The organism is Pseudarthrobacter sp. NIBRBAC000502771 (genome assembly GCF_006517215.1).
In the GTDB taxonomy this organism is placed as follows: Bacteria; Actinomycetota; Actinomycetes; order Actinomycetales; family Micrococcaceae; genus Arthrobacter; species Arthrobacter niigatensis.
Window position 1 is genome coordinate 1,735,322 of record NZ_CP041187.1, and the last position, 25,485, is coordinate 1,760,806.

General features: G+C 65.7%; 31 protein-coding genes. 15 read left to right on the plus strand and 16 right to left on the minus strand.

Translation table 11 applies throughout. From position 1 onward, the window contains the following. Positions 1-198 precede the first annotated feature (198 nt). Positions 199-933, plus strand: coding sequence for a GAF and ANTAR domain-containing protein (locus NIBR502771_RS08090; RefSeq protein ID WP_141159299.1), 735 nt, complete (start codon positions 199-201; stop codon positions 931-933). A 33-nt stretch (positions 934-966) separates the two neighbouring features. Here NIBR502771_RS08090 and NIBR502771_RS08095 read toward each other — a convergent pair whose 3' ends face one another. After that, complete coding sequence (locus tag NIBR502771_RS08095) at positions 967-1,695, minus strand: Type 1 glutamine amidotransferase-like domain-containing protein (protein WP_141159300.1); 729 nt, start codon at positions 1,693-1,695, stop codon at positions 967-969. A 90-nt stretch (positions 1,696-1,785) separates the two neighbouring features. Here NIBR502771_RS08095 and NIBR502771_RS08100 point away from each other — a divergent pair, with 90 nt between their 5' ends. The 3 genes from NIBR502771_RS08100 (at position 1,786) to NIBR502771_RS08110 (ending at position 3,373) form a co-directional block, all read left to right on the plus strand. Continuing rightward, on the plus strand, positions 1,786-2,118 hold the full coding sequence (locus NIBR502771_RS08100; protein WP_141161463.1) for a metalloregulator ArsR/SmtB family transcription factor: 333 nt from the start codon (positions 1,786-1,788) through the stop codon (positions 2,116-2,118). Positions 2,119-2,130: 12 nt separating this feature from the next. After that, a complete protein-coding gene (locus tag NIBR502771_RS08105; RefSeq protein WP_141159301.1) occupies positions 2,131-2,628 on the plus strand; it encodes an SRPBCC domain-containing protein in 498 nt (165 codons plus the stop codon). 151 nt (positions 2,629-2,779) lie between these two features. Beyond that, positions 2,780-3,373 carry a DUF1992 domain-containing protein gene (locus tag NIBR502771_RS08110; protein ID WP_141159302.1) on the plus strand — a complete coding sequence of 198 codons (594 nt, stop codon included), beginning with the start codon at positions 2,780-2,782 and terminating at the stop codon, positions 3,371-3,373. 35 nt (positions 3,374-3,408) lie between these two features. Here the strand turns inward: NIBR502771_RS08110 and NIBR502771_RS08115 are convergent, their stop codons facing one another. Then, positions 3,409-5,580 (minus strand): transglycosylase domain-containing protein, encoded by a 2,172-nt coding sequence (locus NIBR502771_RS08115; protein ID WP_141159303.1) that lies wholly within the window; start codon positions 5,578-5,580, stop codon positions 3,409-3,411. Positions 5,581-5,759: 179 nt separating this feature from the next. Here NIBR502771_RS08115 and NIBR502771_RS08120 point away from each other — a divergent pair, with 179 nt between their 5' ends. After that, on the plus strand, positions 5,760-6,374 hold the full coding sequence (locus tag NIBR502771_RS08120) for a PadR family transcriptional regulator (protein ID WP_141159304.1): 615 nt from the start codon (positions 5,760-5,762) through the stop codon (positions 6,372-6,374). A gap of 8 nt (positions 6,375-6,382) precedes the next feature. Here the strand turns inward: NIBR502771_RS08120 and NIBR502771_RS08125 are convergent, their stop codons facing one another. The 3 genes from NIBR502771_RS08125 to NIBR502771_RS08135 form a co-directional block, all read right to left on the minus strand. After that, positions 6,383-7,702 carry an ammonium transporter gene (locus NIBR502771_RS08125; RefSeq protein WP_141159305.1) on the minus strand — a complete coding sequence of 440 codons (1,320 nt, stop codon included), beginning with the start codon at positions 7,700-7,702 and terminating at the stop codon, positions 6,383-6,385. A 324-nt stretch (positions 7,703-8,026) separates the two neighbouring features. Next, positions 8,027-8,821, minus strand: a complete 795-nt coding sequence (locus NIBR502771_RS08130; protein ID WP_141159306.1) for a carbon-nitrogen hydrolase family protein — start codon at positions 8,819-8,821, stop codon at positions 8,027-8,029. After that, on the minus strand, positions 8,821-9,057 hold the full coding sequence (locus tag NIBR502771_RS08135) for a DUF2630 family protein (protein WP_141159307.1): 237 nt from the start codon (positions 9,055-9,057) through the stop codon (positions 8,821-8,823). The genes NIBR502771_RS08130 and NIBR502771_RS08135 overlap by 1 nt, the downstream gene beginning before the upstream one ends. A gap of 85 nt (positions 9,058-9,142) precedes the next feature. On the opposite strand from NIBR502771_RS08135, the gene NIBR502771_RS08140 reads away from it, so the two are divergent. Next, positions 9,143-9,541 carry a hypothetical protein gene (locus NIBR502771_RS08140; protein WP_141159308.1) on the plus strand — a complete coding sequence of 133 codons (399 nt, stop codon included), beginning with the start codon at positions 9,143-9,145 and terminating at the stop codon, positions 9,539-9,541. On the opposite strand, the gene NIBR502771_RS08145 is transcribed toward NIBR502771_RS08140, so the two are convergent. The 4 genes from NIBR502771_RS08145 to NIBR502771_RS08160 form a co-directional block, all read right to left on the minus strand. Continuing rightward, a complete protein-coding gene (locus NIBR502771_RS08145) occupies positions 9,538-9,870 on the minus strand; it encodes a DUF202 domain-containing protein (protein WP_141159309.1) in 333 nt (110 codons plus the stop codon). The two genes, NIBR502771_RS08140 and NIBR502771_RS08145, sit on opposite strands and share 4 nt — an antisense overlap. A gap of 3 nt (positions 9,871-9,873) precedes the next feature. Continuing rightward, positions 9,874-10,224 (minus strand): YidH family protein, encoded by a 351-nt coding sequence (locus NIBR502771_RS08150; protein ID WP_141161464.1) that lies wholly within the window; start codon positions 10,222-10,224, stop codon positions 9,874-9,876. A 91-nt stretch (positions 10,225-10,315) separates the two neighbouring features. Beyond that, positions 10,316-11,518: an L-2-hydroxyglutarate oxidase gene (lhgO, locus tag NIBR502771_RS08155; RefSeq protein ID WP_141161465.1), complete on the minus strand. Its 1,203-nt coding sequence runs from the start codon at positions 11,516-11,518 to the stop codon at positions 10,316-10,318. Positions 11,519-11,576: 58 nt separating this feature from the next. Further along, positions 11,577-11,894, minus strand: coding sequence for a YnfA family protein (locus NIBR502771_RS08160; protein WP_246839889.1), 318 nt, complete (start codon positions 11,892-11,894; stop codon positions 11,577-11,579). A gap of 244 nt (positions 11,895-12,138) precedes the next feature. On the opposite strand from NIBR502771_RS08160, the gene NIBR502771_RS08165 reads away from it, so the two are divergent. Both NIBR502771_RS08165 and NIBR502771_RS08170 read left to right on the plus strand, forming a co-directional pair. Next, positions 12,139-13,236 carry a ferredoxin reductase gene (locus NIBR502771_RS08165; protein WP_141159311.1) on the plus strand — a complete coding sequence of 366 codons (1,098 nt, stop codon included), beginning with the start codon at positions 12,139-12,141 and terminating at the stop codon, positions 13,234-13,236. 13 nt (positions 13,237-13,249) lie between these two features. Continuing rightward, positions 13,250-14,419, plus strand: coding sequence for an acyl-CoA desaturase (locus tag NIBR502771_RS08170; protein WP_141159312.1), 1,170 nt, complete (start codon positions 13,250-13,252; stop codon positions 14,417-14,419). A 67-nt stretch (positions 14,420-14,486) separates the two neighbouring features. On the opposite strand, the gene NIBR502771_RS08175 is transcribed toward NIBR502771_RS08170, so the two are convergent. The 4 genes from NIBR502771_RS08175 to NIBR502771_RS08190 all read right to left on the minus strand — a co-directional run bounded on the left by NIBR502771_RS08175 (position 14,487) and on the right by NIBR502771_RS08190 (position 17,264). Continuing rightward, positions 14,487-15,512: a cation diffusion facilitator family transporter gene (locus NIBR502771_RS08175; RefSeq protein ID WP_141159313.1), complete on the minus strand. Its 1,026-nt coding sequence runs from the start codon at positions 15,510-15,512 to the stop codon at positions 14,487-14,489. Beyond that, positions 15,509-15,886, minus strand: coding sequence for a metalloregulator ArsR/SmtB family transcription factor (locus NIBR502771_RS08180; RefSeq protein ID WP_141159314.1), 378 nt, complete (start codon positions 15,884-15,886; stop codon positions 15,509-15,511). Before NIBR502771_RS08180 ends, NIBR502771_RS08175 begins: the two co-directional genes overlap by 4 nt. Before the next feature lie 155 nt (positions 15,887-16,041). Next, positions 16,042-16,452, minus strand: a complete 411-nt coding sequence (locus tag NIBR502771_RS08185) for a response regulator transcription factor (RefSeq protein WP_141159315.1) — start codon at positions 16,450-16,452, stop codon at positions 16,042-16,044. Positions 16,453-16,520: 68 nt separating this feature from the next. Continuing rightward, the gene (locus NIBR502771_RS08190; protein ID WP_141159316.1) at positions 16,521-17,264 is read right to left on the minus strand and encodes a GAF and ANTAR domain-containing protein; all 744 of its coding nucleotides are present in this window, start codon (positions 17,262-17,264) and stop codon (positions 16,521-16,523) included. A gap of 290 nt (positions 17,265-17,554) precedes the next feature. On the opposite strand from NIBR502771_RS08190, the gene NIBR502771_RS08195 reads away from it, so the two are divergent. The 3 genes from NIBR502771_RS08195 (at position 17,555) to NIBR502771_RS08205 (ending at position 20,125) form a co-directional block, all read left to right on the plus strand. Then, positions 17,555-18,148, plus strand: a complete 594-nt coding sequence (locus NIBR502771_RS08195; protein WP_141159317.1) for an adenylate kinase — start codon at positions 17,555-17,557, stop codon at positions 18,146-18,148. A gap of 45 nt (positions 18,149-18,193) precedes the next feature. Further along, positions 18,194-19,072 carry an NAD(P)-dependent oxidoreductase gene (locus tag NIBR502771_RS08200; RefSeq protein ID WP_141159318.1) on the plus strand — a complete coding sequence of 293 codons (879 nt, stop codon included), beginning with the start codon at positions 18,194-18,196 and terminating at the stop codon, positions 19,070-19,072. 255 nt (positions 19,073-19,327) lie between these two features. Beyond that, positions 19,328-20,125: a phosphatase PAP2 family protein gene (locus tag NIBR502771_RS08205; protein WP_141159319.1), complete on the plus strand. Its 798-nt coding sequence runs from the start codon at positions 19,328-19,330 to the stop codon at positions 20,123-20,125. A gap of 19 nt (positions 20,126-20,144) precedes the next feature. Here the strand turns inward: NIBR502771_RS08205 and NIBR502771_RS08210 are convergent, their stop codons facing one another. Further along, positions 20,145-20,462, minus strand: a complete 318-nt coding sequence (locus tag NIBR502771_RS08210; protein ID WP_141159320.1) for a MerR family transcriptional regulator — start codon at positions 20,460-20,462, stop codon at positions 20,145-20,147. A gap of 146 nt (positions 20,463-20,608) precedes the next feature. On the opposite strand from NIBR502771_RS08210, the gene NIBR502771_RS08215 reads away from it, so the two are divergent. The 4 genes from NIBR502771_RS08215 to NIBR502771_RS08230 all read left to right on the plus strand — a co-directional run bounded on the left by NIBR502771_RS08215 (position 20,609) and on the right by NIBR502771_RS08230 (position 23,578). Continuing rightward, complete coding sequence (locus NIBR502771_RS08215) at positions 20,609-21,034, plus strand: Hsp20/alpha crystallin family protein (protein ID WP_141161466.1); 426 nt, start codon at positions 20,609-20,611, stop codon at positions 21,032-21,034. A 59-nt stretch (positions 21,035-21,093) separates the two neighbouring features. Further along, entirely contained in the window at positions 21,094-21,468 is a 375-nt protein-coding gene (locus NIBR502771_RS08220; RefSeq protein WP_141159321.1) for a J domain-containing protein, read from the plus strand. A gap of 90 nt (positions 21,469-21,558) precedes the next feature. After that, complete coding sequence (locus NIBR502771_RS08225; protein WP_141159322.1) at positions 21,559-21,936, plus strand: hypothetical protein; 378 nt, start codon at positions 21,559-21,561, stop codon at positions 21,934-21,936. 97 nt (positions 21,937-22,033) lie between these two features. Continuing rightward, positions 22,034-23,578, plus strand: coding sequence for a glycoside hydrolase family 1 protein (locus tag NIBR502771_RS08230; protein ID WP_141159323.1), 1,545 nt, complete (start codon positions 22,034-22,036; stop codon positions 23,576-23,578). A 4-nt stretch (positions 23,579-23,582) separates the two neighbouring features. On the opposite strand, the gene NIBR502771_RS08235 is transcribed toward NIBR502771_RS08230, so the two are convergent. Beyond that, entirely contained in the window at positions 23,583-24,695 is a 1,113-nt protein-coding gene (locus NIBR502771_RS08235; RefSeq protein WP_141159324.1) for an App1 family protein, read from the minus strand. Positions 24,696-24,727: 32 nt separating this feature from the next. Further along, positions 24,728-25,459, minus strand: a complete 732-nt coding sequence (locus NIBR502771_RS08240; RefSeq protein ID WP_141159325.1) for a DUF72 domain-containing protein — start codon at positions 25,457-25,459, stop codon at positions 24,728-24,730. Positions 25,460-25,485: the final 26 nt, after the last annotated feature.

Below are 25,485 nucleotides of genomic sequence, written 5' to 3' on the forward strand. Positions count from 1 at the left end.
CGAAATCTCCTACCTTTGACACTACGCCCTTGGTGATGGATCTGATACAGCGGCTCCTTCGGCCCGGAGCTTGGCCCCTAACGGGTCCGCCGTCGTCGTCCCGGGTTCGCTGCCGCCGTCGTTGTCCCGTTCTGCCTCCGCTGGACTGCCCGGGCCCTCCGCTGCCGCGCAGGGGCCGGTAACCGTAAGATGAACCCCATGCTGAATCCTGCCAACAGTGTGACAGTCGAGCACCTCCAAGAGGTCCTGGTGGGGGCCGAGAATGCCGTTGAGTTCCTTTCCGGACTCTCGGGACTGGCGGCAGCGGCTGTCTCCAAGGCAGCCGGTGACGACATTGAGTGCGCGGTGACCATGAAGCTCCGCCGGCGCCCCACCACTGCTGCGGGCAGCAGTGCCAGGGCGCTGGAACTGGACCTTATCGAGCAGGCGCTGGGGGACGGTCCCTGCATCAAGGCGCTGCGCGAGATGGCGCCCGTGCTGATTGACGACGTCGGGCAGGACGGCCGGTGGACCACGTACAACCAGGAGCTGGTGGGGCGGGGCGTGCACAGCACCCTGGGTGTTCCTTTGGAGATCAGCGGCGAGGCCAGTGCCGCACTGAACTTTTTCGCCACGAGGCCGGGAGTGTTCACGGCGGAGGTTTATGACAAAGCGGTGGGCTTCGCCGCCGCTGCCCACAACACCTTGCACCTTTCGGTCCGCATCAGCACGGCGCAGAACAGGGCTGATGACCTGGAAGCCGCCCTGGAAAGCAGGACCGCCATCAACCTGGCCTGCGGCGTCATCATGGCGCAAAACCGTTGTTCGCAGGAAGACGCGATGGAGATCCTCACCCGGGTCTCCAGCAACCGCAACAAGAAGCTGAGGGACGTGGCCAAGGAATTGATTGAACAGCTCTCCGGAGGCAGTGTCCAGACGCACTTCGACTCCTAGCCTGCGCCTGGACCACAAACTGTCCAGGCCCCGTCAGGCGCCGGCGCGGATCGAGACGACAGTGCCGCCCCTTGCGTTGCGGATATCCCAGGCGTTGCCGCTGCCGATAACCCTGTATCGATTGGCGCCTGCCGGTTCCAGCACCACTGCCGTGTTCTCATCAATGGCGACCGCCCAATCCACCTGGCCGGCCGCTACGGCCCCCACTGCGCGGCTTACCGTTCCCGCTTGCGCCGCGTGGACATCCACCGCGAACGGGACCAGTCCCAGGCCCTGCCGGATCTCCACTGCCTCCAGGCCTTCCGAGCATTCCTCCCCGCACACGTCCACCCCGTTGATACGGTGGCCGCCGATCAGTGCACGGTTCGGCGCCACCATGGCCCCGGCGGAAAACCCCAGGTAGGGGCGGCCGGCGGCCACCAGGCGGAGAATGGCGGCGGCCGCGGGGAGCAGGCCTTCCCAATAGGCCGGCGTCAATCCGCCGCCCACCACCACGCCATCCACGCCATCGAATGCGGCAGGATCCGCCGGCTTGTCCCCGCGCAGCGGGATGGCCACGATCCCACAGTCAAGCCTGGCTTGGAGGGGCGCCGAGCAGGTCTCAATGAGTTCCTCCGGGCTTCCTCCCCGGTGGTGTACGGCCACGGCAATCCGGACAGCCCGGCCGGGTGCCGCATGCCGGCGGACTGCATCCGCAAACTGGTCAAAGACATCCGGAAAGCCCAGTGGATCAGGGCCCGCCCCGGCAAGGAAGATGCTCATGAGCTTCAAGATACCGGCCAGAACTTGCCTGGCGGGGACGACGGAAAAAGCCATTGACCCGGTCTACCTAAAGGGATAATGTACAACCAAATGGTTGTACATCAGCTTCGTGAGGCCGAACTGGACCGCCTCTTCCAGGCGTTCGCCGATTCCACCCGCCGCGACATTGTCCGCAGGGTGACCGTCGAGGAGTTTTCAGTTTCCGGTCTCGCCGCCCTCTACGCCATGAGTTTCGCCGCCGTACAGAAACATGTGGCGGTATTGGAGCGCGCCTCCCTTGTCACCAAGGAAAAGCGCGGAAGGGAACAGATCGTGCGGGGTAATCATGAAGGTCTGCTGAAAGCCCGGCGGCTGCTCGACGAATATGAACAAATCTGGCGGCAGCGCGCCGCCCGGATGGCAGACATTCTCACTGAAGGTTAGGAAGGCAAGGCCATGACAGTCATCAGTACGGATAAAAACCCCGAGGCCCTGAGCCTCACCCTCGTTGCCGAGTTCGACGCCGGCATGCAACGCGTCTGGCAGCTCTTTGAGGACCCGCGGCAGCTGGAGCGCTGGTGGGGTCCGCCCACGTATCCGGCTACCTTCTACAAGCACGACTTCGTTCCGGGCGGCCGCGCCAGCTACTACATGACAAGCCCGGATGGGGAGAAGTTCCACGGCTGGTGGGAATTCACCAGCATCGAATCGCCGCGCCAGCTTGAATTCAACGACGGTTTCGCGGACAGCGACGGCAACCCCACCGGTGACCATGGCGTCAGCCATGCCACAGTGACGCTGGAACCGGTGGGGGAGCGCACCCGGATGACCATGCTGTCCGCCTTCGAGTCTGAAGAACAGCTGGAAGAGATGATCAAGATGGGCATGGAGGAGGGCCTCAAGGCAGCGGTCGGCCAGATCGACGGACTCCTTGCCGAGCACGCCAACGCCTGACAGCGCAACAGCCACTTCCTTTGCCACGGCGCCAGGTGGGCGGACGACGGCGGGACGTTCCGTCGTCGTCCGCCAACCCTGGGCGTTGAACGCCCAGGCCCGCCGCTGAATACTGGAGGTTGGGACCCGGCGAGGGAAGGCGGTGGCAGCGATGAGCGGCGGCGCAGGGGAATTCCGCAAGCGCCTGGAGCGTGCGGCCGAGGTGCGGTCATACCGTGGCGCCGGCATCAGCGCCGAGGAGGAAGCCGCGCTGGATGCCCTCGACGCGCAGGAGCGGGAGAAGCGCAGGAAAGTCAGCGATGCCGCCCGCGCGGAATACCTGGTCCGCGACGCCATGGCGCAGGGCAAGTTCGACAACCTGAAGTATGCGGGCAAACCAATTCCCGGCCTGGGCGAGTCGTACGATCCCGACTGGTGGGTGAAGGGGCTGATCCAGCGGGAGAACATCAGCGGCCTGGGGCCGGCGGCCATCCTCCTCCGCGCTGAGGACGCCGAGCTCGACGCGAAACTGGACGCCCAATACACCGAGCAGCAGGTCCGCGATGTCGTGGCGGATTTCAACCGGAGGGTCGTTGATGCCCGCCGCCAGTTGCAGGGCGGCCCACCGGTGATCACCAAGACCCGTGACGTGGATGGGGAAGTGGAGCGTTGGCGCAGCCGGCGTGCTGTGCAGGTGGACGAGGCGCCGGCCGCGCCGGAGCCGGAACGCCCGTGGTGGAAGCGGCTGTGGAAGGGGACGGGTTAGGCGGCATCCAGATCCACCATGGATGCGCCAAGTGCCTACGGCCTGTAGTTGGGGTTAGGGCCGATCATCGAAGCGGGCGGTGGCGCGAACGGGGTTGCGGGATACAGCGGCGCCACCTTGAGCATGTAGTTGGCCCACTGCGGCCCGGCAATCATGTACCCGTCGAGGCGGGGATAGAAGGTTCCGTTGATGGTCACGTTCTGCCCGGCCCGTTTTTGGCCTTCCAGTGCATCGCCGAAGAAGGAAGCCGTGACAAGGCCGGTGGTGTAACCCACCACCCACGTGGAACCGTTGTTGTTGGAGGTTCCAGTCTTGGCGGCGGTGGGCACCGTGTCCTGTACTTTCGGGTTGATCCAGACACCGGACCCCTTCTTCAGGACGTCCTGGAGCACTGAATTGACGCCCCGGGCCACGTCGGGCTTGACGGCGTCGTGGCAGTCGGGGACCTGGGCGGGCAGCTTCGCCCCTGCCGCATCGGTCACCTCGGCCAGGGCGATCGGCGCGCAGTAGCGGCCCTCCGTGGCGAAGGTGGCGAAGGCGTTTGCCAGGGTAAGCGGAGCCACGCCCGTGCCGCCCAGCAGGTTGCCCAGCTGATGCATGTTGACCGGGGTGCTGTCCAAACCACTGTGCAGGCCCACGGAGTCCACCATCTTCTGGATGCCGCAAAAGTCGAGCTGGGCTGCCGAGGCGAAGGTAGCGGTGTTGATGGAGTTGTACAGGCCGTAGTTGACGGGCATCGGCCGGTAGAAGCCGTCCTCGGCGTTCTGCAGGTCATCGGCAGCGCCAAGGGCCGGGTTGGCCTGCGCCGTGCTGTACGCGCCCAGCACCTTCCCGCAGCTGTCCTTCCACGGGAACCCCAGGGGATAGACCCGGCGTGAGGCGTCTACTTCCGCGGTTAGCGGCTTGCCCTCGTTCAACCACTCCGCGAAGGTAAAGGGCTTCATGGTGGAGCCCGGCTGGAACCCGCCGGCGCCATTCAGGTCATTGCCCTGCGCGTCCCTGGCGTCCACGTTGAAGTTCAGGTTGGTATCAAACTTGCCAGCCTGGGGGAGGAATACCGTGTTCTGGGCCATGGCCAGGATCTTGCCGCTGCCTGGCTGCAGGGTCAGGAGCGAGGCTGCCCACCGGTCTGGATTTGCACCCGCTGTACCGTCCACCTGGACCTGGGCGGCCGCCTGGAGCCTGCTGTCCAGGGTGGTGACGATAGTGAGGCCGCCGCGGTACAGCCTGCGCTCGCGCTCCACTTCGGTGGCGCCATAGGCAGGATTGTTCAGGATCAGGTGGGAGATGTAGTCGCAGAAGTAGGGCGCCATTGCGGCATTGGCGCAGCCCTGCTGTTGCGGCGTGATCTTCAGCTCGATAGGGGTGGCCACTGCCGCGTCGTACTGGGCCTGCGTGATCCTTCGCAAGCGGAGCATCTCGGACAGGACCTGGTTCCGGCGCACGATCGACTTGTCCGGATTGGTGGCCGGGTTGTACAGGGTGGGGCTGTTGACCAGCCCGGCCAGCAACGCGGCCTGGGGCAGGGTGAGGTCCTTCGCGGTGGTGCTGAAGAAGTAGCGCGCCGCGGCTTCTATCCCGTAGGCGTTGCTGCTGAAAAACACGATGTTGAGATAGCCCTCAAGGATCTGGTCCTTGGTGTACTTCTTCTCCAGCGCGATGGCGAGCTTCATTTCACGCAGCTTGTCACCGAAGTCCTTCTGCCCGTTCAGCACCACCGCGTCCGGCCGGTCCTGCGAGAGCTGCGCCTCGTTCAGGACGTTGGTGACGTACTGCTGCGTGATGGTGGACGCACCCTGCTCGCCGCCCTTGGTCAGGTTGGACACCAGTGCGCGCAGGATGCCCTGCGGATCCACGCCGGCGTGGGTGTAAAACCGGCTGTCCTCGATGGCAATGATGCCGTCCTTGATGAAGGGGGACATCTGGTCCAGTGGAACCCTGACGCGGTTTTCCGCGTAGAAAGTGGCAATAGCCTGCCCGTCGGAGGTGAGGACTCTGGTGGCCTGCGACGGCGGCTGGACGGTCAGCTCCGTGGGCAGGCTTTCGAAGAAACCAATGGAGGAACTGACGCCCATCCCAGCGGCTGCCACGGCAGGAACCACCAGGCTGGCCGCCAGCACTCCGCACATAACACTCGCAGCAAGGAAACCCAGGAGCCTTCCCAGGGCTAAGCCAAAGCCGCGCCTGCGCTTCCGCTTCTTCACCATTCCTCGGCCCTCGTCCTCGAAGGTGGGATCAGAATACGCCCCTGCAAAGAGGTGAAACAGGGGGTGGAGGGTCAGGATTTGGTCACGCTGAACCCTTGATCTAGCGATAGTTACCGACATATCGTTAACTATCGCTGAAGACGCAGCGAGCACATGAAAAATGAAAGGGCGATGCCACCATGAAAGGCATATTTGATGACAAGAATCCCGGCCCGGAATTCGGCAAGGGACGCTTCGAGCGGGGGAGGGGCCACAGGGGGCCGCACGGGCACCGGGGTCCCGGCTTCGGGCCTGGTTTTGGCCCCGGATTCGGAGCTGGGTTTGGGCCGGGCTTTGGCCCGGGTTTCGGACGGGGCGGCCGGCGTGCCAGCCGGGGTGACGTCCGCTCAGCCATCCTGTCGCTGCTGGCGGAGGCCCCGTCCAATGGTTACGGACTGATCAAGACCATCGCCGCAAAGACCGGCGGAATGTGGCGGCCCAGCCCGGGATCCATCTATCCCACGCTCCAGCAGTTGGTGGACGAGGGGCTGATCGAGGCCGTGGGCGAGGGCCGGGGAACAGAGTTTGCGCTGACGGACGCCGGGAAGGCCTACGTCGCCGAACACGCTGAGGAGATGGAGAACGCCTGGAACGCTGAACCGGACAGTGCCGACAGGGACTTCCACCAGAGCATTGCCAAGCTCATGGGCGCCATCCATCAGTTCCGCACCGGGGTGAGCGAGGAGCAGCGGGCCGCCGCGATGGAAAAGATGGACGAACTGCGCCGCGCGCTCTACAAGATCCTTGCGGACTAGGGCAGGACTTACGCGAAGGAGTCTTCCTTGGCGTGCCGTTCAGCGGGAGCCGGGGCCGTTGGAATGTGGGCCGCGGCGTGGCGCAGGGGATTGAAGCCCGCTCCGATCTCGCCGAAGGCGTAGGCCGTCTCGGCGTGCTCAGCCAGGTCCACGCCGGCGGTCTCAGCCTCGTGGCTGACACGGAAGCCAACAGTCTTGTGGATCACCCGGCCGATGACCGCGGTTCCTGCGCCGGACAGCAGGAGCGTGATGACTACCGCGGCCACCTGGGCGATGAGCTGCTGGACACCGCCGCCGTAGAAGAGACCGCCGCCCTGGCCGTTCACCGGGAGGGCGATGAACCCCAGCGAAAGGGTGCCGATAAGGCCTGCGCCCAGGTGGACGCCCACCACGTCCAGGGAGTCATCAAGGCCAAACCGGTACTTGAGGTCCACGAACACGCAGCAGGCGGCTCCCGCCACCAGGCCCAGGCCGATGGCGGCCACCGGGCTGATGTTGGCGCAGGACGGGGTGATGGCCACCAGCCCGGCGACCACGCCGGAGGCTGCACCCAGGGAGGTCGGGTGTCCGTGGCGGATCTTTTCGGTGACCAGCCAGCTCAGCATGGCCGCGGCAGGAGCCACCAGGGTGTTGATCCAGATGAGGCCGGCCTGTTCCACGCTGGTGGCAGCTCCGCCGTTGAAGCCGAACCAGCCAAACCACAGGATTGCGGCGCCGAGCATGATGAAAGGCAGGTTATGGGGGCGGTGGTTGGGGTCCTTCGCGAATCCGTGGCGCTGGCCAACAATAACGGCGAGCACCAGGGCTGCAGTTCCCGAACTGATTTCCACCACGGCGCCGCCGGCGAAATCAATGACCTGGCCGAAGATTTCCGTGACGGCCCCGCCAGCGCTCATCAGTCCGCCACCCCAGATCATGTAGGCGAGGGGGCAGTAGATAAGGGTGATCCATACGGGCACGAACAGGACCCAGGCGCTGAACTTGGCACGGTCGGCGATGGCGCCACTGATCAGGGCGACGGTGACAATGGCGAAGGTAGCGCTGTAGCCGGCTTTGAGGAGGTCCGGTGAACCCATCAGGTCCTGCAGGCCAAAGCTGGTAAAGGGGTTGCCGAACAGTCCCAGGATGCCGTTCCCGGTGGTCATGGAGTAGCCCCAGAGGACCCAGACCACGCCGACAATCCCCGCCGAGATGAAGCTCATCATGATCATGTTCAGGGCAGCCTTGGCGCGGGTCATGCCGCCGTAGAAGAGGCCAAGCCCGGGGGTCATCAGGAGGACCATTGCGGCCGAAATCATCAGCCAGACGTGTTGGGCAGTGATTTCCACCGGTGGGTCCCTTCGCGATGTGAACGTGGTGCGGGACCCGTGTGGCCCCGCGGCATTTCCCCCGGGATCCATTTTTCGCGGCGTGTGTTTCAATCAATGCCGCCTAAAGTTGCGGCCACGTTACACAAATTGCCCGTGCGTGAAGTTCACGTATCAGCTATGTTTCGGGCGTGTAAACGGCCTCTCCTCCGGCGGCTGCTGCGACATCCCGTAACCCGGCCCGTTCCCTGCAACCGCAGGCTGGAGGGGCCTGCGGCAGGTGAGCTCCGCCGTCGTCCGCCCCTGTGCCGGCTGTTTCGGAGCCGTGAACGGCACCTCACCCCGTCAGAACGTGCGGGCGTTGGCGAGGACCGGCAGTGTGGCCCGGACGTCCTCCACGGTTGACGGGTCGATGTCGACGACGGCGAGTTCAGGTTTCCCGCCCAGGGCAACCACAGGCTTCCCCAGGGGTGTGATCACCGCGCTGTGCCCGATGCCCGTGGGTGCTGTGCCCGCCGGGCCGGCACCCACCGTTTGGGGATCGCCCTGTCCGCACGCAACCACAAATGTGGTGCTGTCCAGAGCCCGGGCGCGCACCAGCAGGTCCCACTGCTCCGCCTTGCCTTCACCGGCGCCCCACGAGGCGCACACGATATTCACCTGGGCGCCTGCATTGGCGTTTGCCGTGAACAGCCCTGGAAAGCGGACGTCGTAGCAGGTGGCCAGACCAAACACGGTCCCATCGAGCTCGAACGTCACCGGGGCTTCCCCGGCGTCCACTGTCCTGGACTCCGTGAAGCCAAAAGCGTCAAAAAGGTGGACCTTGTCGTACGCCGCCTCCAGCCCGGGCCCAGTGACCAGGAGGGTGTTACGGACCCGGCCGTCTTTCCCCGGCGTGAACATGCCGGCCACGATCGCCAGGTCCAGCTCGGCAGCCATCCTGCGGACCTCGCCGGCCCACGGCCCGTCCATGGGCTCGGCAATGTCTTTCAGGGAATGGCCAAAGGCGCGCATGGTCGCCTCGGGAAAGACCACCAGTTGGGCGCCGGCGTTCTTGGCCTGGGCGGCATACTCCCAAACGAGTTCCAGGTTGGCCGTGGGGTCGGCGCCGCTGATGATCTGCGCTACTGCAATCCGCATTACTGCCTGTAACCCTCCACTTCGCTGATCGGGCGGGCCTCGGCGTCGTTCGGGTTCTCGCCCGAATCCTTCTTGGCCCGCCGTTGGCGCAGCAGGTCCCAGCACTGGTCCAGGCTTTCTTCCACATACTTGAGCCGTGCCTGGTCCGGCGCCTGCCCGTCACCCGAGCCTTCGCGCAGCGAGTGCTCCTCCTCCACCAGGGCCTGGATGTGCGACAAAATATCCTGATCATTCATGGCTACCCCTAACTCCGGTCCGGTCCCCTTCAGCGTACGTACCCGGTGCTGAAGGAGCCAGCCCCTGAGCTGTACCATCAACTTCATGCCCACTGCGCTCGATATGGCAGGTCCCATCCTGGAAGTGCTCACCTGGTTGTGTCTGCCCGCAGGGTTGGGGCTGCTCTTCTACACCGGATTCCTCCGCCGCTTCGTGCACCCCTGGGATGTTGCCGAGGGCGTGGTGTACTCGGATTCCACCGGTGTGGGCTTCCGCTGGATCGACCGGAAGCACCAGGTGCACCACGCCCCAATGTCCCCTTACGACATCAGGGACATGGCCGCGGGGGACACCCTGCCCATCTATTACCACCCCAAGCGCCCGACGCAGTGGCAGACCACCAGGCCGGAAGAGGCCGGCAGGACGGCCTCGGTCCTGGGCCGCTGCCTGACGGCAATCGGCGCCGTGGCGCTGCTGGCCGGCTTCGTCCTGCCGATGTTCTAGCTGACCAGGACCACCACTATTCCCAGGCACCCCAGGGCGACGCCCGCAAAGGCAGTCCAAAGGACGGCGGGCAGGTCGGCCTCGATGCTTTCGCCTGCCAGGCCGTGGGACCTGGCCCGGTAACGGCGGCGCTGGGTGAGGTAGATGGCAAGGGCAGCGCCGCCCGAAATCACCGGCAGTACCAGGATGGGCGCGCCGTAGGTGGGGAGCCAGCGCAGGAAGAAAGCGCTCGCCGTAGCCAGCGCCAGCATCGTCCGCCCCCATGCGAGGGCGGTCCGCTCGGGCTGGAGGCCGGGATCGCCGTGGGGGCTGGGTGCGTGTGCAGCCACAGGTCAGCGCCAGAGGATGAAAACCAGTACGACGGCGGCGGCCAGCGCGCCTGCACCCGCCAACAGGGGCACAAAAAGCGGCAGCGGCAGCGGCGCCTTATTGCGCATGCTCCGTTCCACCCGAAGCCACCGAAGGGCGGCGCCACCGCTGAGCATCATGCCCAGCAGCAGCAACAGGATGGCCAGGCCTTTCCGGACAGGTTCGATGAAGAGGCCGGAGGTGAATGCCTCGATGGCGATGCCCCCTGCTAGCAGCGCCAGCGACGTCCGGATCCAGGCAAGGAAGGTGCGTTCGTTCGCCAGCGTGAAGCGCGGGTCCGGTTCCTCGCCGCCGGGGAGCAGCCGTTCGGCCATCCTTCCGCGCGATGGCGGGACGGTGGGCCTGGGGGGCTGCTCGCTGTTGATCACCGGGCCAGTTTAGCCGCGGCGGGTGCGGGGCTGCCGGTCAGGAAATATGGCGGAGCACGGCTTTGCCGGCAAGGTGATCCCCAATGGGCAGGGCGGCTGTTGCGGCGGGCGAAGGGGCGTTCAGGACGTGGATCATCCGCTCTGTCTCCGCCAGCAGGAAGTCGTGGAGGAGCGTTCCATCCCGGCGTACAGCCTGTGCACGGATGCCTGCCTCGTACGGCAGCAGGTCCGCTTTGGCCAGGCCCGGAGCGTATTTGCGGCATTCCTGCAGGTAGCTTCCCTTGAACAGCGAGTTGCGGACCTCGCGCACCGCGGTGGCTGCATTGGACCGGGCCACACGCCACAGCCCCGGAAAGCGCACGTAGCGGCCCACATCCCTGAGGTCCACCGAGAATTTGGGATAGCCCTCCCGGGCCAGGCCCAGCACCGCGTTGGGTCCCACCGTGATGCTGCCGTGGATGGTGGGGGTGAGATGTACCCCCAGGAAAGGCAGGTCCGGGTCCGGTACCGGGTAGATGAGGTGCGTAACGTAATCCGACTTGGCGTCCGGCAACTCAAAATACTCTCCGCGGAAGGGAATGATCTGCACGTCGATGTTCATTCCGGCCATTTCCGCCAGGCGGTCCGACTGCAGGCCCGCACAGGCCACCAGGCGGCGGCAGGAATAGAGGGCCCGGGCTGTGCCAACGTCCACCCGGTCTGAATGCTCCACGATGGAGTCCACCCTGGCTCCGGTGATGACCCGGCCGCCGGCAGCGGAGATGAGGTCAGCCAGTTTCCGCGCCAAGTCCCGGTAGTCCACGATTCCGGTGCTGGGAATGAACAGGGCGCCCAGGCCCGAAACGTTGGGCTCGCGCCGGTTGAGTTCGTCTTGGCCAATGCGCTCGCAGGGCAGCCCATGGACGGCCGCGCGTTCTTCCAGGCGGTCCAGCCTGTCTAATTCCACCGCGGACGTTGCCACCAGCAGTTTGCCCGGCTCGGCGTACCTGATGCCGTGTTCCCGGCAGAACTCCTTGGTCTGCTGCGACCCCGCCTTGCTGAACCGTGCCTTGAGGCTGTCCGGGGCGTAGTAGATCCCGGAGTGGATGACGCCGCTGTTGTGTCCGGTCTGGTGTGATGCCAGGGACTCCGCGGCCTCCAGCAGGACCAGCGAAGCTCCCGGTTGCTTCTGCAGCAGCTGGTAGGCGGTTGCCAGGCCTATGATTCCGCCGCCGATAACGCAGTAGTCCACCCGGTCCACAGGGCCCGCCTTTCGTCGTGGGTAGATCTTAGCCACCGCCGCTGCCCACGCGCTCCTGCTATCCGCCGCTGCGGGGAGCAAACATGATCACGGCAACCCCCAGGAGGCACACCAGGGACCCGGTGATGTCCCACCGGTCCGGGCGGAAGCCGTCAAAGGCCATGCCCCAGGCCAGGGAACCGGCCACGAACACGCCGCCGTAGGCCGCAAGGATCCGGCCGAAATGGGCATCTGGCTGGAGCGTGGCCACGAAACCGTAAGCTCCCAGCGCGATCACGCCAAGCCCGGCCCACCACCAGTCCTTGCCTTCGCGCACGGCCTGCCACACCAGCCATGCCCCACCTATTTCCGCGGCGGCGGCCAGCACGAACAGCATGATGGTCTTGAAAACATTGACAGACTCGCCAGGGATACCCACGAAGCCATCATGCCAGCCGGGAATGCGGCGCGGCGGCGCCCTGGGAGGGAGCCGAAAGGACGGCGGGAACCTTCCTTGATACCTAACCGTTACTCTTATAGGGCGACGTGGGGGCTTCGCGCCGATAACTAGCGTGTGACTGCGGAACGGTCATATGACGGAGAGAGAGAAATATGGCTCACACCGCTCTAGGCTTAACCGTATGATCCGGCTACGTCAGCTGGCCCAGGCGGCCTCAGTGCTTACCACCCCCTTGGCGCCGGAAGACATTCTGGCCCTGTTCAACCCTGTCTACTCGGCTCGCCAGCTTCGGGGCGTGGTCACCCGCGTGGTGCAGGAAACCGCGCAGTCGGCAACCATCTTTTTCCGCCCCGGCCGCGGGTGGAAGGCGCACCTGGCGGGGCAGTGGGCCCGCATCGGCGTCGAGCTCGACGGCGTGCGGCACTGGCGTTCCTACTCCCTTAGCGCTCCCGCAGGCAAGGATCCTGCCATCACCGTCACCGACGTCGGCGCAGTGTCCGGCACGCTGGTGCGCACCACCAAGCCCGGCGATGTCCTGTTCCTGGCTCCGCCGCAGGGCGACTTCGTCCTTCCGGAGCACCCCCGCCCCCTTCTCATGGTCACCGCCGGCAGTGGCATCACTCCGGTGATGTCCATGATCCGTACCCTTGTGCCGCGGCGTCCGGATGCCGACGTCGTGCTGGTCCACTCCGCACGCACCCCGGGTGACAGCCTGTTCCGTGAAGAGCTGGCCGAGCTCGCGGACCAGTTCCCCAACTTCCGCCTGGCGCACTGGTACACCGGTGAACAGGGCCGCATGGACTTCTCCAGCACCAAAGAGTTGGACGAGATCTGCCCCGACTGGAAGGAACGGGCGGCCTACGCCTGCGGCCCGGACAGCTTCCTGGACGACGCCGAGGCCCTCTGGAAGCGCGCCGCCCTGACCACCAGGGCACCCGGAACCGACGTCGCCGTTGCCGGAGACGCCGGCAACCTCATGATCGAACGCTTCAACACCACCTTCAACGCCGGCGTAGGGCACGACGGCGGCCTGGTCACCTTCGAAGCATCCGACCGGGAGGTGGAAGCCGACGGCGACACCCCCATCCTGGACATCGGCGAGGACGCCGGGGTGCTGATGCCCAGCGGCTGCCGGATGGGCATCTGCCACAGCTGCCTCACACCACTCCTGGCGGGGCAGGTCCGCGACCTGCGGACCGGGGAAATCCACGGGGAACCAGGCCAACTCATCCAAACGTGTGTCTCGGCAGCCGCCGGACCCGTCAACCTCGAAATCTGAGGAGCACCACGGAATGTCTGTAATCACACCAAGCAAGGTCACCCCCGCGGGAAGCTCGAGAACCCGGCCCGGGAAGCTTGCCGAATCCGGCAGCCCCGCCGTCCGGCCCCCCGCAGCCGCGCACCTCAGCGATGAGCAGGTAGCGGAGCTGGGCCGTGAGCTCGACGCCATCCGGGACGAGATCCTGGGCAAGCGCGGGGCGGAGGACGCCGCCTACATCCGCCGGATGATCAAGATCCAGCGTGGCCTGGAGATTTCCGGCCGCGCCGCCCTCCTGGTCAGCAAGAACAAAGCCGCGTGGGTCGCGGGGACCACCCTGCTCAGCCTGGCCAAGATCCTGGAAAACATGGAGCTGGGCCACAACATCCTGCACGGCCAGTGGGACTGGATGCGGGACCCGGACATCCACTCCACCACCTGGGAATGGGACTTCGTCACCCCCTCGCGGTCCTGGCAGCACACCCACAACGACCTGCACCACCGGTGGACCAACGTGGTGGGCAAGGACAACGACGTCGGATACAACCTCCTGCGCATGGACGAGAACCAGCCGTGGAAGCCCATCAATCTGGCCAACCCGTTGTTCAACGCCATCCTGGCGCCGGTTTTCGAGTGGGGCATCGCCATCTACGACCTCGAGCTGACCGAGTACAAGGAAGGCACCAAGTCCAAGGAAGCCCTGCTCAAGGACCTCAAGGCGCTGGGCAAGAAGGTCGTAACCCAGTTCACCAAGGACTACGCGGCCACTCCTGCCGTCGCCATGCTGACCGGATCCGCCAAGCAGGCGCTGTTCGGCACGATCACTGCCAACGCCATCCGCAATGTCTGGGCCCACGCGGTCATCTTCTGCGGCCACTTCCCGGAAGGAACCGACACCTTCACCGAAGAGATGGTGGACGGCGAAACCCGCGGTGACTGGTATGTCCGGCAGATGATTGGCTCAGCCAACATCTCAGGCTCGAAATTCATGCACCTTATGACGGGCAACCTCTCGCACCAGATTGAGCACCACCTCTTCCCGGACCTGCCCTCCAACCGGTACGCGGAGGTGGCGCCGAGGGTCCGTGAGATCTGCCAGCGCTACGGCCTGAAGTACACCACCGGTCCGCTGCTGAAGCAGGTGGGCTCGTCCTGGGCCAAGGTCTTCAAACTGGCGCTGCCTGGAAAGCCTGCCCGGGCCTAGGCCGGAAATCCCATCAGCGCAGAAGTGGCCCGCCGTCTGGCAGGGCCACTTCTGCGTTTTGTGCCTGCTACCGCCGGGTGGTGGGAGCCAGGAGCATGTGGTCAAGCTTGGGCAGCGCGTGCCGGAGCCGGTGGCCGGCGCGGTCAAGGATCTCTTCGGCCTGCGACAACTCCGTGTCAGCGAGTTCGATCCGTGCCGATCCCTGGAGGCGGTGGCCGGACCACCGCAGCTGCAGGTTTCCTACCGCGAGGACGCCCGGCGTCTCCTCCAGTGCCAGCAGTGCGCGCGAAACCAGGTCTGGTTCGATGCCATCCATGAGCCGCCGGCCGATGCTCCGGACGGTGCCCCAGAGCAGCACCATGATGGCTGCTGAAATGACCAAGCCAACGATGGGATCCGCCAGCGGAAAACCGAGCATGACGCCGACGGCGCCGATCACCACAGCCAACGAGGTGAAACCGTCGGTCCGGGCGTGTACGCCGTCGGCCACCAGCGCTGCGGAACCGATCCTGCGGCCGACCCGGATGCGGTAAATGGCTACGGCCTCGTTTCCTGCAAAGCCGATAAGGCCCGCGGCCATGACCCAGCCCAGGTTCTGGAGCGGCTGGGGATGGATCAGCCGGTCCACCGACTGCCAACCAGCCACGACGGCGGAGAGCGCCACCACAGCCACGATGAACAGGCCGGCCAGGTCCTCTGCCCGGCCGTAGCCGTAGGTGTACCGGCGGTTGGCGGCCCTGCGCCCGAGGATGAAGGCAACCCACAGGGGCACCGCGGTCAGGGCATCGGAGAAGTTGTGGATGGTGTCCGCCAGCAAGGCCACCGAGCTGCTGAACAGGACCACCAGGAACTGCAGCACGGTGGTGGCCAGCAGCACGAACATGCTGATCTTCAGCGCACGGATGCCCTCGGTGCTGGCTTCCATCGCGTCGTCAATGGAATCTGCGGCGTCGTGCGTGTGCGGCACGAACAGTTCGAACAGCCAGCCCTTGAACCCGGAATGGTGATGGTGGTCGTGGTCGTGGTCGTGGTCGTGGTCGTGGTCGTGGTCGTGCCCGTGGGTGTGTGTTGACTCCTGGTGCGGCCGGCTCATGTGGCACTCCGTTGCGCGGTGTGGTTGGCGATCCGGTGGTGGGCCGGTTCCCCGCCGAGGGCATGCTCGGCCTGGAAAATCGCGTCGGCCACCAGCTGCCGGGCATGTTCGTTCTCCAGCCGGTACATCACCCGGGTTCCGTCCTGGCGGGTAGACACCATTCGTGCCAGCCTCATTTTTGCCAGGTGCTGGGATACGGCGGCGGGAGATTTGCCCACAACGTCCGCAAGGGCGCCCACCGCCATCTCCCCCTCGCGGAGCGCAAGGACTATGCGCACCCTGGTGGCATCGGCCAGCATGGCGAACACCTCCACGGCCAGCTCCACGTACTGGCTGTCGGTGCCCAAGGCGCAAGCATTCTTATCTGCATTCATGCGCATATAGTGTCATACCTTCGGCCGTGGTGCACACGGATCCACGGCTCCCCCTGGGCGACCGGCAGTAGGAAGGGCGCGCGTCCGACGGCGGCAACGCGCCGCCGTCGGGCGCCGTTCCGCCGCCGAGGCGTTCTGCCGCGCGGCCGGCGGGCTCAGCAGTGCGATTTGCCGGGTAGGTGCGGCTCCCCTGAGGCGGCCGCCGCCGGGCACAGCTGCCCGGCGAGCTCCTTCAGTTCCTTCGGATGGAAGGGTTTGGTGAGGTAGCCGGCGGCCCCGGACGCCATGCCGGCAAGGACGTCGTCCTCCTCGGAGCGGGCGGTGAGGAACAGCAGGGGCGCGGTGGTGAGGTTTCCGATGGCTTGCGCCACGACGTGCCCGTCCATATCCGGAAGGCCAAGGTCCAGGGTGACCAGGGCGATGGCGGGATCGGCCGCTGCGGCGATGCCCTCCGCGCCTGTGGCCACGGCGGTGACCTTGAAGCCCGCATGGGCAAGGACCACGGAGATCAGGCCCCGGATATCGTCGTCATCTTCTACGACAAGGCAAACACGCTGCTGTTCCAAATTGAGCCCCCCGGCGAAAAGTTGGCACCATTCTACTGGGCAGGCGGGGATGCAGCAGGCCGCGGGGCCTAGCCGTCGTAATGGGTGCGCGCAGGCCCTTGGCCCAGGGCGTTCACCACGGCCGCGGCCACATCGTGGAGCTTGGTGTTGCGGGTGCTTGACGCGGTCTTCAGGATGGCGAAAGCGTCCTCCTGGCTGCACCGGTTCTGGGCCATGATGATGCCCACCGCCATGTCGATTACCGTGCGGGACTCAAGGGTGGCGCGGAGGTTCGCCGCCGTCTCGCTGTAATGCGCAAAGCGCACTGCAAGGCGGAGCGCCAGGGATGTTTGGCTGACGAAATCCTCGGCGAACTTCAGTACTCGGCCCCCGAAGCGATGGGCTCGGCGGGAGTACAGCAGCAGTGCTGCCTTGGTTTCACCTTCGAGCCGGAAGGGAAGGGCGGCAACCGACCGGACCCCCTTCGCCAGGACGGCAGGGGAGTAGTCTGGCCAGCGCCCGTCGTCGTCGAGGTCCGGCGCGTGGACAGTCTCCTGCGCCGTGAATGCGGTCAGGCTCGGAGTCTCGGCGAACCTGTGCTCGAGCCGTCCGATGGACTTTGCCTCGGGGCTGCTGCTGGCTATCGTCGCTGTCTTCCGCTGCCGGAGCAGGGTAATGGCGCACAGCATCTCGTCGCCGGGCTCGGAAAGGTTACGTGCGGACACCTGTGCCAGTTCGTTGAGGAAGTCCTCAACGTCGGAGCTGTTGAGGACCAGTTCATGCAGGTGTTCGGTGATGGATGTATCGGTTTTTGCTGTTGACTCGCCGGCCACGGTTTCTTGGTGCCATTCGTTCAGGTCAAAACGAGCCTGCAACACATAGGCGGCCCCACAGTTGGGCGGGGAGCCGGTGATGGTCGCTGGATCGACGAACTTTCCAACGGCCTGCTGCTAAACCGATAACCAGAGTATATACATTCCCCGGTGGGGCGAATCCCATTCCCGCGCCAGCCGTAACACCGGTTGCTGGCGCCGGACAGGGGCCAACCGGCACAATGAAGCGGGATCCGGTGCTGCCTCCGACTGGACCATAGACCGTGCTCCCGCTGCGGAAGGACAGGAACATGAGCAGGCTCCTTATCATCGGCCCACCGGGCTCCGGCAAGGGAACGCAGGCCGAGCACCTGGCGCGGCATTTCCAGGTCCCGGCCGTGTCCACCGGGGACATCTTCAGGAGCAACGTCAGGCGGAAGACGGACTTGGGGAACCAGGCCGCCCGGTACCTCGATGACGGCCATTTCGTCCCGGACCACCTCACCAACGCGCTGGTGAAGGACCGGCTCCTGGAAAGCGATGCGAGGAAAGGATTCCTGCTGGACGGCTATCCACGCACCGCCCCGCAGGCATTGGAACTGGATAGCATGCTCGCGGACCACGGCCACGTGCTGGACGCTGTCATCGAACTGACGGCGCCGGACGCTGAACTGGAGGAGCGGATGCAGCGGCGTGCCCTGGAGCAGGGCCGCACCGATGACACGATCGACGTTTTTCGGCGCAGGCTGGATCTCTACCGCCGGCAGACCCATGAAGTAGTCTCGGTGTACGCGGGGCGGGGCATCCTGGTGTCCGTCAACGGCAGCGGCGATCCGGGCGGGATTACCGCAGCGGCAATTGCCGCCGTCGAACAGTTCCTTGCAGCCCCGCGCCCTCCGTCCTGACCGAAACACCGCACGGTGAACGCACTCCAACAGAAGGAAACACTGATGAGAATTGCCGTTACAGGCGGAACCGGAAAACTGGGACGGCACGTGGTGCGCCGGCTCACCGACGACGGCCACCAGGTCCTCACCCTGGACCGGGCAGGTGAACGCAGCCCCGAACTCCTGGTGGTGGACCTGCGCAACTACGGGCATGTTGTGGACGCCCTGCTGGGGGTGGACGACAGGCATGAGGGGTTCGACGCCGTGGTGCACCTGGGTGCGATTCCCGCCCCGGGCATCCTTCCGGACGCAGCAACCTTCGAGAACAATATGCTGTCCACCTACAACGTCTTCCAGGCCGCGCGGCGCGCCGGGATCAAGAAGGTGGTGTACGCCTCCAGCGAGACCGTGCTGGGGCTTCCGTTCGACATCGACCCGCCCTACATTCCCGTGGATGAGGAATACCCGCCGCGTCCGGAAAGCACGTACTCCCTGGTGAAGACCCTCGAGGAGCGGATGGCCGTGGAAATGACGCGGTGGGACCCGGAGCTGAGCATCACGGGCCTGCGGTTCTCCAACGTCATGGATGAAGCCGACTACGAAAAGTTCCCCTCCTTCGATGCCGACCCGACGCTGCGGAAGTGGAACCTGTGGGGCTACATCGACGGCCGGGACGGCGCCCAGGCCGTAGCCCGGGCGCTGGAGAACGCCAAGCCGGGGTTCGAGGCCTTCATCATCGCCAATGCCGACACCGTGATGAGCCGTTCCAGCGCGGGCCTCGCCGCCGAGGTGTTTCCCGGCGTCAAGGTCACCAAGGAACTGGGCGAGCACGAAACGATGCTTTCCATCGACAAGGCGCGCCGGATGCTGGGCTACGAGCCCGAGCACAGCTGGCGGAACCACGCAGCAGGCGGCCCGGGCGCCGGGGAGGACCAGGCCTAGGACCAGGTACGCAGCAAACGGTCCGAAGGCCAGCCAGGGGTTGGCACGGGATCGTCCAAGGAGCCGGAAGCCGTGAGCTTCCGGCTCCTGTCCGGTCCACTGCCGGCTCCTACTGGCCGCCGCCGTGGCCGCCGGCCGTCCTTCCGGCCCGGTGATGGAGCGAACGGCCCTACATGGGGATAATCTTCAGGCTAGGCATTCACACAGCACGCCCATCCGGCGTGCACTCACCAGGGCGCAGGGACGGGCAGCACATTGGCACAGAAATCAGCAGGTTCCGCAGCCGCGGGGGCTAAGTCCGGCAGGTGGCACGCCTTCCATGAAAAGTTCGTCGTGGAGGAACGCTACGTCGATGCCGCCGACCGGCGCCGACTTTACCGGGCATCGGTCATCCTGGCCGTCGTGGGGCTGGCGCTCTTCATTGCCACACTGGTCAGCGTGCTGCAGGCGGACGGCCTCACCGTCGCGGACCACCCGGTGCATGACTGGCTGCTCACAACCCGCTCAGCCGCACTTACCGCCTTCATGATCTTCCTGGCCATATTCTTCGGCCCCATCGCGCTGCCCATCATCGTGCTGGTGGTGATCCTTATCTGGGGATTCGCAGCCAAGCATGCCTGGCGCCCCATCCTGCTGGCGTCCGCGATGCTGGCAGGGGTGATCGTCTCCCAGATCATCCTGCACATCGTCCAGCGCTCGCGGCCGCCGGTGGACCAAATGCTGTTCGGCGCGGACCAGACCTTCTCCTACCCGTCCGGGCACGTCCTGGGGGCCTGCGATTTCCTGCTGGTGGGCGCCTACCTGATCTTCTCCCGGCGCCGGAACCCCCGGGCAGCGGTGTTCGGATTCATCGGGGCCGGGATCGGGATCATCCTTGCCATCGTCAGCCGGCTCTACCTGGGCTACCACTGGCCCACCGACACCCTGGCATCCTTCTCGCTGTCGCTGCTCATCCTGGGCGGAGTCATCGCCCTGGATACCTGGCGGACGGCAAGGATTCCGGGCGAACCGGTAACGGGGGAGCTCTCCAAGGAAGAATCCGGCCTGGACTAAGGCCGCCCGCGGAGCCGCGTCACTGCGGCCGGGACCTTGCCCGCTTCAGGGCCCGGCGCAGTTCCACATTCGCTGCCTCCAGTTCCAGGACCTTGGCAATGCCTGCCAGGTTAAGCCCCTCCTCAAGGAGTTCCCCGATCCGCTGCAGGACGGCGATATCGTCGTCGCTGTACTGCCGGGTACCGCCGGCCGTCCTGGAGGGCGTCAACAGCCCCCGTGTCTCGTAAAGCCTGATGTTCTGCTGCCCGGTGCCCGTGAGCTCCGCGGCCACCGAAATGGCGTAAAGGGCCCGCGAACCGGGCGGACGCGCGGGCCGCCCCGCCCCAGGATCTGCCATCTGTACTCCCAAAATTCGTTCCGGCCGGTGCCTTGCTTCAGTTTTCCACGAGTGCTATAAAAAATCTATATTCACTGCCATAGATTAGGTGGCAATGGACAGAAGACGCAGATCCATCACCTTGGAAGCTGAAGGAGTGGGAAATGATGTTGATGCGTACCGACCCGTTCCGTGAGCTGGACCGGCTCACGCAGCAGGTCTTCGGAACCGCCGCGCGTCCGGCCGCGATGCCCATGGACGCCTGGCAGGAGGACGGCGAATTCGTCGTGGCGTTCGACCTTCCCGGCGTGAAGGTGGACTCGCTTGACCTGAACGTTGAACGGAACGTCCTGACCGTGCGGGCCGAGCGGCAGGACCCCACGCAGCCCAATGTGGAGCTCGTGGCCTCGGAACGTCCCCGCGGCGTATTCAGCCGCCAGTTGATCCTGGGTGACACCCTGGACACCGAGAAGATCAAGGCCAGCTACGACCAAGGTGTCCTCACCCTGCGGATTCCGGTTGCCGAACAGGCCAAGCCGCGCAAGATCGAGATCCAGACCCAGCAGGGCGGGATGCAGGAGATCAATACATAGGTTCTTCCCGCGGGCCCCTGCCCATCCCGGCAGGGGCGCCGGTGGAACAGGAGGCTGGGATGAAGGATGTCCCCGACTACTACGCCGTCCTGGGCGTAGGCCGGGAAGCCACCCGGCAGGAGATCTCCCATGCGTACCGGGTCCTCATGCGCAGCCACCATCCCGACATGGGCGGCGGGCGCAAGGACGTGCACGAACGGCCACCGGGAAACCCGGTAACGGACGGCGCCCCGGCGCAGCGTGACGAACTCCTGGGAATCATGCAGGCGTTTTACGTGCTCAGTGATCCCGGGCGCCGTGCGGACTACGACAGGCGATTGGCTGCGGGGGCACCCACCGTGGTTCCGGTCCGAAAAGTCCGCAGTCCCGGCCGCGGGCCCGGACCTGTCATCCGCATCACCCCGGTGCGGTGGGAAAGCGGGCCGTGGGCCTGATGCCGGGCAGTGCGCCTGAACTCGGCCCCGGCCCTGAACCGGGGAACCAATCAAAAGCAGTCCCCATCATCCAAGGAGGCGCAAAGCTGTATGAGCGACTGGCGGCGCTACGATTCACACCTCATTCCCGCATTCCATGAGCGCTTTGAACAGCGCTGGGGCCCGGGAACCGCACCCTTCCTGGATCCCGAGGCGCACGAACAGCCGCTGCCGCGGGCGCAATGGATCAATCCGGCCACGGGAGCTGCCCTGGCGGTGGTCCCGGTCTGGACGGCCGACGAGAGTCAGCAGCGGTCCTTTGGCGTGTTCTACCTGCCGCCGGCGGGAGACATCTGGGTCCTGCGGCCCGGCTATACCGGGTATCTTGAACCGACCGACGGCGACTCCGAGCACCTGGTGACCCTGCGCAATGACGCCTTCCGCAAGGCGGTGGCGCACGCCAAGGAGTTCCTCTTCGGGTCACAGTAGGCGCCGGTGCCCGGCGCGGAGTTGCTGCTCGTCAGCGGTCCTGCGCTGTGACATTCTGGGACGTACCAAACTTCCGTGACCAAAAGGCTGGACCCCCATGCACATCACCGCCAAGGACCTCGCAGCGCTCATCCCCCCGGGGTTCACGCTTGGCGTCGCAACCGCTGCATTCCAGATCGAGGGAGCCCTGGACGAAGACGGCCGTGGACCTTCCGGCTGGGACAGGTTCGCCGCCAAACCGGGTGCCATCGTGGAGGACCACAGCCCGGTGGTGGCCACTGACCACTACCACCGGATGCCGCAGGACGTGGCCCTGCTGAAGCAGCTTGGCGTGGACTCCTACCGGTTCTCCTTCTCCTGGCCGCGCATCCAGCCCGGCGGAACCGGCCCGGCCAACCGCGCGGGGTTGGCCTTCTACGACCGGCTCCTGGACGAGCTCCTGGCCAACGGGATCTCGCCCATGGCCACCATCTACCACTGGGACACGCCCCTGGAGCTGGACGAAGCGGGCGGCTGGATGAACCGCGATACGGCCTACCGGCTGGGCGAATATGCCGCCCTGGTGGCCGAGGCGTTCGGGGACAGGGTGGCCCGCTGGGTCACCATCAACGAACCGGCAACGGTCAGCGCGAACGGCTACGCCTTCGGCCTGCACTCGCCCGGCAAGGAACTGGCCCTGGGCGCGTTTCCCACCGTCCACCACCAGCTGCTGGGCCATGGGCTCGCCGTGCAGGCGCTGCGCGCAGCGAAGGTGCCGGGCGAGATCGGGATGACCAATGTGTACTCACCCATGGTGCCGAACTCGATCAATCCGCTGGACAAGATCAGCGCCGGGGTCATGGACCTTGGCCAGAACCGGCTGTACGCGGACCCGGTCCTGACAGGCAAATACCCGGACCTGATCCGTGCGGCCAAGTTCTTCAGTTCCTTCGAGCACCCGGACGAAGACATGGAGATCATCTCCCAGCCCCTGGACTTCTACGGGCTCAACTACTACATGCCTACCAAGGTGGCGGCTGGACCCGGCGGCGGCACCGTGCCGTCAAGCATGGCGGAAGCCATGGGCAGCGACCTCAGCGCAACAGGCAGCGGGGCAACACCGTTCCACGTGGAGACGTGGCCGGAGGCGGACATCACGGCGTACGGCTGGCCGGTCAAACCGGAGTACATGGCGGTGGCCCTGAAGGAGATGGCGGACCGGTACCCCAACCTGCCGCCGGTGATCATCACCGAAGGCGGTGCCAGTTTCGAGGACATCATTGTCCGGGACAAGTCCACCAACACCCGGTTCATCCCGGATGAACGCCGGCTGAAGTACATTTCCGACCACCTTGAAACGGCGTTGCGGGCCACCGCCCCCGGTGGGGTCGCCGAGTCCGTGGACCTGCGCGGCTACTATGTGTGGTCGTTCCTGGACAACTTCGAATGGTCCGCCGGCTACAAGCAGCCGTTCGGGCTGCTGCACGTTGACTTCGAAACACTGGAGCGCACGCCCAAGGCCTCCTACTTCTGGTTCCAGGAACTCATCGAAGAACGCGACCTGGCAGCCGCTGCCGAGGCCGCAATCGCCCAGGCGGTGGTTCCGGACATGCTGCCCAGCGACGACCTCCCCGGCGCCGATGACCTGTTGGCCAACCCCTGAGTAGTCAGCCGCGCAGCAGGTCCAGCAAGGCCAGCTGCTTGGCGATGCCGGCGCCGTCGGGGGAGTAGATCCACGGCACGCGGGAAGTAGTGTGGTCCCCGTCCTCGGAGTGGCCGCCGGCGAATACCGATTCACTGACGGACAGCTGCCTGATCGCGATTGCCGCGACCTTTTCCGGGTTTTCGGCGGCGAAAGCCGAGTAGATGGCTTCGTCATGCTGGCCGTTGTCGCCGATCAGGAGCCACCGCATGTCCGGGAACTCCTGGGCGAGCCGCTCCAGGTTGCGGTGCTTGTGGTCCTGGCCGCTGCGGAACCAGCGGTCCTGGGTAAGGCCCCAGTCCGTCAGCAGCAGCGTGCCCTTGGGGTACATGTTGCGGGTCAGGAAGCGTCCCAGCGTGGGGGCTGCGTTCCAGGGGCCGGTGGAGAGGTAGATGACCGGGGCGTCGGGATGTTCAAGTGTCAGGCGGTCCAGCAGCACGGCCATGCCGGGCGTGGCCATGCGTGCCCGTTCGCTGAGCACGAAGGTGTTCCACAGCGCCAGGAAGGGACGGGGCAGGGCGGTCACCATGACGGTGTCGTCGATGTCGGACACGATGCCGAATTCCACACCGGGTGCGATCACCTGGATCAAAGCCTCCGCCGGGTCGGTCCCCTCCGCGCGCAGGATTGCGGTGTGCCAGCCGGGGGACAGTTGTACATCCACCTCGGTGTCGACCAGTCCGCCCCGGTCCGCCGTGACGTGGGTGACGACGTCCCCGATGGTGATCTCGACGTCGGTAAACTGCAGCGGCACCCCGGTGAAGGCGCGCCAGCCGCGGATGTTCTGGTTTCCGTTTTTAGCCTCGTGTTCGGCTTTGCTCCCCGGCAGCGGTTTGTGGGTCAGCAGCACGCGCCCCAGCACCCTGACCCGCGTGGTGGAACCGTAGCCCTGGTAGGCGATGGTCTGCGGCACGAACTTCCACCGCTTGGCCAGCGTGATCCGGACATCGTTGACCGAGTCGGACACCCAGTGCGCCAAACGGAAGAAGCGGCTTCCGGACAACGCGTACTGGCCTATCTTGTCCTGCCGTGGCGCGTGGGCGTTGTCCCGGGCTGGGTTCTGCGGAGCCGTGTCCATGCCCTAACTCTGCCACAGGGCGGCGGCAGCCTTCAGCCTGCGCCCAGGATCCCGCGCAGGGTCCAGGCGTTCCGTACAGCGTTCCCGCCGCCGTCGTTGTTGAAGTACGCGAAAACGTCGATGCCCGCACTGTCCCACTCGCGGATGCGGTCCGCCCACCAGTGCATGTCCGCATCCGAATAGGAACCCCCGTACAGGTGCTCGTGGTCCGGCCCATGCAGCCGGACGTAAGCGAAAGGCGCGGTGGTCCGCAGGATGCATGGAAGGTTGGCGCCGCTCATGACGCAGTAAGCCGCCTGGTGCCGCTCCAGCAAGGCGTACACCTCGGGCGAGTCCCAGCTGGCGTGCCGGAACTCCACGGCCACCCTGATCCAGGACGGAAGCGCGGCAAGGAAATAGTCCAGCCGTGCGTCGTCGCGCTCCAGTTGCGGGGGCAGTTGGACCAGGAGCACCGCCCGCTTGTCCCCCAGCTCATGCCAGCACCGGGCAATGCGCTCAATCCAGACCTCCGGTGAATAGAGCTTGCGTGCGTGGGTCAGGCCGCGGGGCGCCTTGACGGACATGGTGAAACCGGGCGGCAGCCGCCGGTTCCAGCCGGCAAAGGTGGTGTCCCGGGGCCACCGGTAGAAGCTGGCGTTCAACTCAACCGTGTTGAACCTGGAGACGTAGCTTTGGAGCCTGTCCCGGACGGGCAGTCCGGGCGGGTACAGGACGTTCTCCCAGTGGTCATAGCTCCAGCCGGAGGTGCCGATATGGATCGCCATTTGCCTCACGCTACACCTGGATATTC